7 protein-coding genes are annotated in these 7962 nt (G+C 60.4%); all 7 read right to left on the reverse strand.

Going from position 1 to position 7962, the window contains the following annotated elements:
- Positions 1-39: 39 nt before the first annotated feature.
- Positions 40-942: a tRNA glutamyl-Q(34) synthetase GluQRS gene (gene gluQRS, locus HCZ30_RS13370; protein WP_167638802.1), complete on the reverse strand. Its 903-nt coding sequence runs from the start codon at positions 940-942 to the stop codon at positions 40-42.
- The gene (gene trmFO, locus HCZ30_RS13375) at positions 942-2285 is read right to left on the reverse strand and encodes a methylenetetrahydrofolate--tRNA-(uracil(54)-C(5))-methyltransferase (FADH(2)-oxidizing) TrmFO (protein WP_167638803.1); all 1344 of its coding nucleotides are present in this window, start codon (positions 2283-2285) and stop codon (positions 942-944) included. The genes gluQRS and trmFO overlap by 1 nt, the downstream gene beginning before the upstream one ends.
- Positions 2286-2357: 72 nt before the next feature.
- Positions 2358-3287, reverse strand: a complete 930-nt coding sequence (locus HCZ30_RS13380) for a hypothetical protein (RefSeq protein WP_167638804.1) — start codon at positions 3285-3287, stop codon at positions 2358-2360.
- Positions 3288-3504: 217 nt separating this feature from the next.
- Entirely contained in the window at positions 3505-3867 is a 363-nt protein-coding gene (locus HCZ30_RS13385; RefSeq protein WP_167638805.1) for a hypothetical protein, read from the reverse strand.
- A gap of 97 nt (positions 3868-3964) precedes the next feature.
- Positions 3965-4798 (reverse strand): LysR family transcriptional regulator, encoded by an 834-nt coding sequence (locus tag HCZ30_RS13390; RefSeq protein WP_167638806.1) that lies wholly within the window; start codon positions 4796-4798, stop codon positions 3965-3967.
- 127 nt (positions 4799-4925) lie between these two features.
- On the reverse strand, positions 4926-7661 hold the full coding sequence (gene gyrA, locus HCZ30_RS13395) for a DNA gyrase subunit A (protein ID WP_167638807.1): 2736 nt from the start codon (positions 7659-7661) through the stop codon (positions 4926-4928).
- 161 nt (positions 7662-7822) lie between these two features.
- The coding region (locus tag HCZ30_RS13400; protein ID WP_175581043.1) for an arginase family protein at positions 7823-7962 on the reverse strand (140 nt) is incomplete at its 5' end.

The raw sequence follows: 7962 nt of genomic DNA on the forward strand, positions 1-7962 counted from the left end.
GCGTGCTGAGGGGCGCTGCCCCTCAACCCCGGGATATTTTCAGCACAAAGGCAGGCCGACCATGGCGCGGATGTCGGTCGGGCTTGCGCCTTCCTCGCGGAATTTGCGGATAGCTTTGGCGTCGTCGCGCTTGGCGAGGCGTTTGCCGTTGTCGTCGCGGATCAGGGCGTGGTGGTGGTATTCGGGCGTTGGGAGTTTGAGCAGCCGTTGTAGGGCGACGTGGATGCGGGTGGCTTCGAACAGGTCTTGGCCGCGGACTACGTGGGTGACGCCCTGCGTGGCGTCATCCAGAACAACCGACAGGTGGTAGGAACCGAGGAAGGTTTTCCGCGAGAGGACGATATCGCCGACCGTCGTCAGAAGGTCTTCGGGGTGGAATGCGGTCAGGCCGGTTTCGCCGTTCGGACCTTCTCCGGTTTCACGGAAATAGACGGATTCGCCCTCGCTGACGCGGTGCTCTCCGATCTGGATGGCCGTCAGGTCCATATCGAGGCGGAGCGCGACATTGTCCGGCATCGGGGTCAGACTGTGAGGCGTACCCGTACGGTGGCGGCATGTGCCGGGGTAAATGATGCCGTCGGGGCCGTATTGCACGGCGCCTTCCTGCGGTGCCGACGCTGAATCGAGGATGTCGCGGCGTGTGCAGGTGCAAGGATATAGCAGGCTACGTTGCCAGAGCGTTTCAAGCGCGGCGCGATAGGCCGGCAGCCGGTCGGATTGGCGCATGACCGGCATTTCCCATTGCAGGCCGAGCCATTCAAGATCCTGATAAATCTGGTCTTCCCACTCGGGCTTGGACCGTTCGCGGTCGATGTCCTCGATCCTGAGAAGAAACCGACCGCCATGTTCCTGCGCCATGTCATGCGCCAGCAGCGCCGAGTAGGCGTGACCCAAGTGCAGCGGGCCGGTCGGGCTCGGTGCGAAGCGGGTCACGTATGGCATCAGGTCTGTGCCTCAAGCCATTGAGCGAAATCTTCTTTGGCGCGGTCGGTGTAGCCCTTGTAGCGCTCTTTGCGGCCTTTGCGCCCACCGCGGATTCCGTCAAGCGGCGGGAATAGCCCGAAGTTCACGTTCATCGGCTGGAACGTTTTCGCATCGGCTCCTCCGGTAATATGCGTGACGAGCGCTCCCATTGCGGTTGTGTGCGGCACATCGGGAATGACGCGGCCTTGGATTTCGGCAGCGGCGAGGCGGCCCGCCAGCAGGCCCATCGCGGCGCTTTCGACGTAGCCTTCGACACCCGTGACCTGACCGGCGAAGCGGATGTTCGGGCGGGACTTCAGGCGCATCTGGTTGTCGAGCAGCGTCGGCGAGTTAAGGAACGTGTTGCGGTGGATGCCGCCAAGACGCGCGAACTCCGCATTTTCCAGACCGGGGATCATGCGGAACACCTCTTTCTGGGCGCCGTATTTCATTTTGGTCTGGAAGCCGACGATGTTGAACAGCGTGCCGAGCGCGTTGTCGCGGCGCAGCTGGACCACAGCGTAGGGCTTGTTTTCGGGGTCGTTGGCGTTGGTGAGGCCGACGGGCTTCATCGGGCCGAAGCGCAGGGTCTCGCGGCCGCGTTCCGACATGACCTCGATCGGCAGGCAGCCGTCGAAGTAGCCAGCGGTTTCGCCCTCGTGGAACTCGGTTTTGTCAGCGGCCAGCAGCGCGTCGATGAACGCTTGGTACTGGTCCTTGGTCATCGGACAGTTGAGGTAGGCGGTGCGCTCTTCCTCGGTCTCGCCCTTATCGTAGCGCGACTGCATCCACGCGATGTCCATGTTCACGCTATCAAAATAGACGATCGGGGCGATGGCGTCGAAGAAGGCGAGGCTTTCGGCGCCCGTTTCCTTGGCAATCGCCTGACCCAGCGCGGCGCTGGTGAGCGGGCCGGTCGCGATGATCCAGTGGCCCTCATCGGGCAGCTCGGTCAGCTCCTCGTAGGAGACCGAGATATTCTCGTGTGCCATGAGCGCGGCGGTCACACTTTCTGCGAACGGATCGCGGTCAACGGCGAGTGCGCCGCCAGCGGGCAGGCGGTGTTTCGCGGCCATCTGCATGATGATGCCGTTTGCCTGACGCATTTCCCAGTGCAGCAGTCCGACCGCGTTCTGTTCGTTGTCGTCCGAACGGAACGAGTTGGAACACACCATCTCGGCCAGATTGCCGGTGCGGTGCGCGAAGGTTTCGACCTTGGGGCGCATCTCGTGGATAACGACTTTGATGCCAGCGTTGGCGGCTTGCCACGCGGCTTCGGATCCGGCCATGCCGCCGCCGATGATATGGAGTTCCTGTGTCATAAAGGCGGATTTAGTAGAGCATTGCGCAAAAGAAAAGGGCCGCAACGCGTGCGGCCCTTCCGTTCGGCGTGTTTAAAGCGCGCCGAGGTTCAGCGCGAACTCACCAACGTACTCAGTGACGCTCGGGACTGCGTCGAACGTGGTGACCGAGGGGGGGCCGAATTCGTAATCGATCATGAAGCCGAGGGTGCCGGCGGTCACGTCGTCGTTGCCTGCTTCATAGCGGGCCTGACCGAGCGAGACCTTGGCCGAAACTGTGTCGGTGAAGTCATAGCCGCCAACCAGCGCGATGCGCGAGGTAGTGGCTGCGTCGAAGATTTCACCGTATTCGGCTTCGAGGCCCACGGTGTATTGTTCGTTCAGGGCGTAGTTGCCGAAGCCGGTGAGGGTGTAGATGCTGTCACCGTCATCGTCCATGTACATCAGTTCCAGACCGCCAGCGTAGGTGCCCATGTCGAATGCGCTGTCGAGGTTAACCAGAACGGTTTCGTCGTACTGTGCGATCGCGAAGGTCGCAGCGTAGCCGCCGTCTTTGTAGTCAGCGAAGACATAGGGAACGGTCTCGTCGTCCGAACCTGCGTCGTAGGTGTAGACACCTGCGCCGAAAGTGTAGTTGTTCAGCGCGTATTCCGCACCGACGCGGTAGAAAGTTTCGTTTTCGCCTTCGACATCAACGCCTTCGATGCCTGCAACGACGGTCCAGTCGTTGGTGACAGCGTATGCACCGTAAACGGTGAGGGCAGCGGCGGTCATGGTTTCATCGATGTCACCGTCGGTGCCGAGGCCGAGCGAGTAGCCGTTCAGCTGCGCGCCGAGGGTCCATGCGTCGATGGCATACTCGAAGTCATAGGTCAGATCGCCGGTGACGACGGTGAGGTCGCCCGCGTCAGAATCAAATTGGCTGTAGTCAAAATCGTAGGTAGCGCCGACCGAGGTGACTTCCGCGAAAGCAGCAGTCGAAGCGATGGTTGCAACGGTGGCGAGGAGGAGAGTTTTAGTCATTACAGTTCCTAAGTTTAGTAACTGCCGTCTCAACCTTTTGTTAACCATTCACAACCGAAAGCGGTCGGAGTAACGCACGTTACCCGAACCTGTGGCAAATATAGAACTGAACAGTTCAGTTCGAAAATATGTTACAGAAAAGAAAAAAGCCACCGGCGAACCGGTGGCGAAAGGTGTTCCGAGGTCTGAGGCTCGGAGATCTGTGAAATGGGTAACCTTACACTGGTGAAATCCCTCGGCGGGGCATAGTGATCTGGCCCCCACCGAACAGAACCAGCGGGATTGAAAACGCCAGCGCCGTTACGGGTGCATAGGTAATAAAGGGGTCAAGCGACGCATGGCTCAGCATGATGCCGACATAGACCGTTAAATAAGCCACCGAAAAAGTAGCCATGATTTTGGTTTTCCCGCCCATCACCAGCGAAAATCCGGTGAGGGCGAGGAGACCTGAAATAATGAGTGCCGAGAGGCCGTGCGGGACGGAAACAGGCGAAAAGCTATTCACAAACAGAGTAACGACCAGGACATAAACGACCAGGGCCGCCAGTAGAGATCTGATAGTGAAAAGTAATAAGGACATTTAGGTTCTAAAAAGGTCTTGGTTGGTGTCCCTATAGGGCCATCACAATCACGTTTGCGCAATTCGCTAAGTTCGCAAACGCACCCTTGCAGAAATGTCAGGCGTGTCCTTTTGCCTTTAAAAACGCGTAGTTGATCCAGTCGAGCGTCGCTTCGATCACCGGATCGCCTTTGCGTGTTTCGTGGTAGAGCACGAAAAGATCGTAGCTGATGCAGTCCTCGGACCCGCCCAGCGGCGAGAGCGAGTTGTACTTGCGGGCCAGCAGATCGGGCAGCACCGCAGCGATGCGGTTCTGCTGCGCCAGTTCGAACATCTGCATGAAGGTGGAGGCGGTCGCGACAGGCTCGATGCCCATGACCTTGCGGCCAAGCTCGTTCGGTTGAGTATATCCCGTGGCCTCGGACAGCGCCACCCATGCGCCCGAAGTATACTCGGGCGGGGCGTAGACTCGGAACACCATCGCGCCCAGTTTGCGCGACAGAAGGCGGCCGCCGTCGGGGAGGCGGTCCTGAATGATGATGTCGTGATCGCCAAGCCCGCCTGGTGTCAGGCGGTCGGTGAACTCGGGCGAGATGGACTTCATCCGGCCTTCGGTGCCCAGAAGCGCGGGGAACAGCACCTGACTGCTGACGATCGGCGGCGCGCCGATGCGGACCGGATGGCGGTCGTCGCTTGTGGTGCTGACGTGATTAAGTTCTTTGTCGATATGGCCTTCGAAGGTCTCCGCGACCTCGATCAGACCTTTGACGAGCGGATTGGTTTCCCAGCCGCGCGGAGTGCGCTGGAACGGCTCCGTCCCAAGCAGATCGGCCAGACGTTCCATCCGGCGTGAAACCGTTGCGACATTGGTTCCAAGCTGGCGCGCCGCGCCGGACATTGATCCGGCCTTACTGACGGCGAGCAAAAACTTGAGATCGTCCCAGTTATCCATGCACGTAAGTTTAGTATTAGAGTTGCGTAATTTTTAACCAAGCACACGCTAAACACGTACAATTCTATGTAGAACATACGTATCTAAATCAAGTGACCGACGCGCATACGCCGGTCACTTTTTTAGATTATTCTTCAGAAGTTTCTTCTGCGTCATCAGCCTGTTCGGCGACGCGGGCGACCGACACGACGATCTCGTCGGCGCGGGTGTTGAAGACTTTCACGCCGCCTGCGCTGCGGGAGCGGAAGCTGATGCCGTCCACCGGAACGCGAATCGACTGGCCGGTCGAGGTGACGAGCATGATCTGGTCGTCGAGATCGACAGGGAAGCACGACACGATATCGCCGCCACGCATGTTTTTTTCGAACGCGGTGACACCCATACCGCCACGTCCGCGCACCGGATAGTCGTGCGAGGAGGTGAGCTTGCCGATACCCTTGGCCGTGATGGTCAGGATGGTGTTTTCGGCAGCCGACATCTCGGCGTAGCGTTCCTGACTGATCGCGCCTGCAACGACATCCTCGTCATCGCCGCCCGCTTCTTCCTCGGTCACACCGGCCATCGCGCGGCGCATCTTGAGGTAGCCGGCACGCTCCTGCGGGTCGGCTTCGAAGTGACGGATCACGGACATCGACACAACGCGATCATCACCGTTGAGGCGGATACCGCGCACACCGGTCGAGTTACGCGAGTTGAACACGCGCACGTCGGTGGTCGGGAAGCGGATCGCACGGCCCGAGTTGGTCACGAGCATCACGTCGTCGTCTTCCGAACAGATGCGGGCGTTCACTAGTTCCACATCGTCGGGCAGCTTCATCGCGATCTTGCCGTTACGCATGACGTTGGTGAAATCCGACAGACGGTTGCGGCGTACGTCACCAGCCGAGGTCGCGAAGACGATCTGGAGATCGTCCCATTCGTCTTCGTCACGGTCCACGGGCATGATCGCCGCGATCGACACACCGGTAGGGATCGGCAGGATGTTGACGATGGCCTTGCCCTTGGCGGTGCGGCCACCCGAGGGCAGACGCCAGCACTTGAGCTTGTAGACCATGCCTTCGGTCGTGAAGAACAGCAGCTGCGTGTGGGTGTTCGCCACGAAGAGGGTAGTAACCAGATCCTCTTCTTTTGTCTGCATACCCGACAGGCCCTTGCCGCCGCGCTTCTGCGCACGGAAATCAACGAGCGGGGTCCGTTTGATGTAGCCGCCCGAAGTCACGGTCACGACCATGTCTTCGCGCTCGATCAGGTCTTCGTCGTCGAGGTCGGCAGCCCATTCGACGATCTCGGTGCGGCGCGGCACGGCAAAGAGGTCGCGCACTTCGCGCAGCTCGTCCGAGATGATGCCCATGATGCGCTCGCGCGAGGCGAGGATTTCGAGGTATTCCTTGATCTTGCCAGCCAGTTCGGCCAGCTCGTCGGTGACTTCCTGAACGCCGATCTGGGTCAGACGCTGGAGGCGCAGTTCGAGGATCGCACGGGCTTGCGCTTCGGACAGGTTGTAGGTGCCGTCGTCGTTCACCGGATGCAGCGGATCGTCGATCAGCTTGAGGTATTCGATGATCGATTCAGCCGGCCAGCGGCGGGTCATCAGCTTTTCACGGGCTTCGGCGGCGTCTTTCGACGCTCGGATGGTCGCAACGACTTCGTCCACGTTGGTGACGGCAACAGCCAAACCACACAGGATGTGGGCGCGTTCGCGAGCCTTGCGCAGCATGTAAGCGGTGCGGCGGGCCACGACGTCTTCGCGGAAGCTGACGAAGGCCGATAGGAAACCGTAGAGCGTCAGCGTCTCGGGACGGCCACCGTTCAGCGCCAGCATGTTCGCACCGAAGCTGACCTGCATCGGGGTGAAGCGGTAGAGCTGGTTGACCACGACCTCGGGGGTCGCATCGCGCTTGAGTTCGATGACAACGCGCACACCGTTACGGTCGGATTCGTCCTGAACGTGGGCGATGCCCTCGATCCGCTTGTCGCGGGCGCATTCCGCGATACGCTCGATCATGACGGATTTGTTGACCTGATAGGGGATCTCGTCGACGACGATGGCCCAGCGGTCCTTGCGGATTTCCTCGTTGTGGACGCGGGCGCGCAGAATGATGGAGCCGCGGCCTTCGAGGTAGGCTTTGCGCGCGCCGGAGCGGCCCATCATCACGCCGCCCGTCGGGAAGTCCGGACCGGGCACGTATTGAATGAGATCGGCGGAGGACAGATCTGGGTTCTCGATCAGGGCCAGCGTCGCGTCGATCACCTCGCCGAGGTTATGCGGCGGAATGTTGGTCGCCATACCGACGGCGATACCGCCCGCGCCGTTGACCAGCATGTTCGGGAAACGGGCAGGCAGAACCGAAGGCTCCTGGTCCTTGCCGTCGTAGTTATCGACGAAATCGACGGTGTCCTTGTCGATGTCGGCCAGCATGTAAGCTGCGGTCTTGTCCATGCGGATTTCGGTGTAACGCATCGCCGCCGGCTTATCGCCGTCCATCGAGCCAAAGTTACCCTGACCGTCCAGCAGCGGCAGCGACATCGAGAAGTCCTGCGCCATACGGGCCAGCGCGTCATAGATCGCGCTGTCGCCGTGCGGGTGGTATTTACCCATGACGTCGCCGACGGGACGTGCCGACTTGCGGTACGGTTTGTCGTGGGTATTCCCGCTCTCGTGCATCGCATAGAGAATGCGGCGGTGCACGGGTTTCAGGCCATCACGCAGATCGGGGATCGCACGGCTCACGATCACGCTCATCGCGTAGTCGAGATAGGACGATTTCATCTCGTCGATGATCGAGATCTGCGGCCCGTCGTGGTGCATGCGCACAACCGGGGTTTCGTCTTCGTTTTCAGGGGTTTCCGGAGTATCGGTCACGTTGTCCGCCTGTCTGTCTTACGACTTTTTGGTATTTGGTTGCAGACTTATACCGCAGTCGCAACGCGGGGCGCAACCTGTGATCCAGCGCACTTTTCAGGGGTGTCGCCGGGGGCTTCGCGCCCCCGGACCCCCGCGAGGTATTTTTGTCAGAATGAAGCTCAGGCGCGCGGTGTCGGACGGTCGAACACGCGGCGGCCGAGGAGGCTGGCGACGAGTTCCACCATCAGGCTGGCGGTCTTGCCGCGCTCGTCGAGCGAGGGGTTCAGTTCCACCAGATCGAGCGCGGTGACGAGGCCGC

The sequence above is a fragment of the Marivivens donghaensis genome (assembly GCF_011806565.1).
Taxonomy (GTDB): Bacteria; Pseudomonadota; Alphaproteobacteria; order Rhodobacterales; family Rhodobacteraceae; genus Marivivens; species Marivivens donghaensis_A.

Bases quoted from the DNA above. Each gene is read 5' to 3' on its own strand.
- gluQRS (WP_167638802.1), bottom strand. From the start codon at position 942: ATGCCATACGTGACCCGCTTCGCACCGAGCCCGACCGGCCCGCTGCAC.
- trmFO (WP_167638803.1), bottom strand. From the start codon at position 2,285: ATGACACAGGAACTCCATATCATCGGCGGCGGCATGGCCGGATCCGAA.
- HCZ30_RS13380 (WP_167638804.1), bottom strand. From the start codon at position 3,287: ATGACTAAAACTCTCCTCCTCGCCACCGTTGCAACCATCGCTTCGACT.
- HCZ30_RS13385 (WP_167638805.1), bottom strand. From the start codon at position 3,867: ATGTCCTTATTACTTTTCACTATCAGATCTCTACTGGCGGCCCTGGTC.
- HCZ30_RS13390 (WP_167638806.1), bottom strand. From the start codon at position 4,798: ATGGATAACTGGGACGATCTCAAGTTTTTGCTCGCCGTCAGTAAGGCC.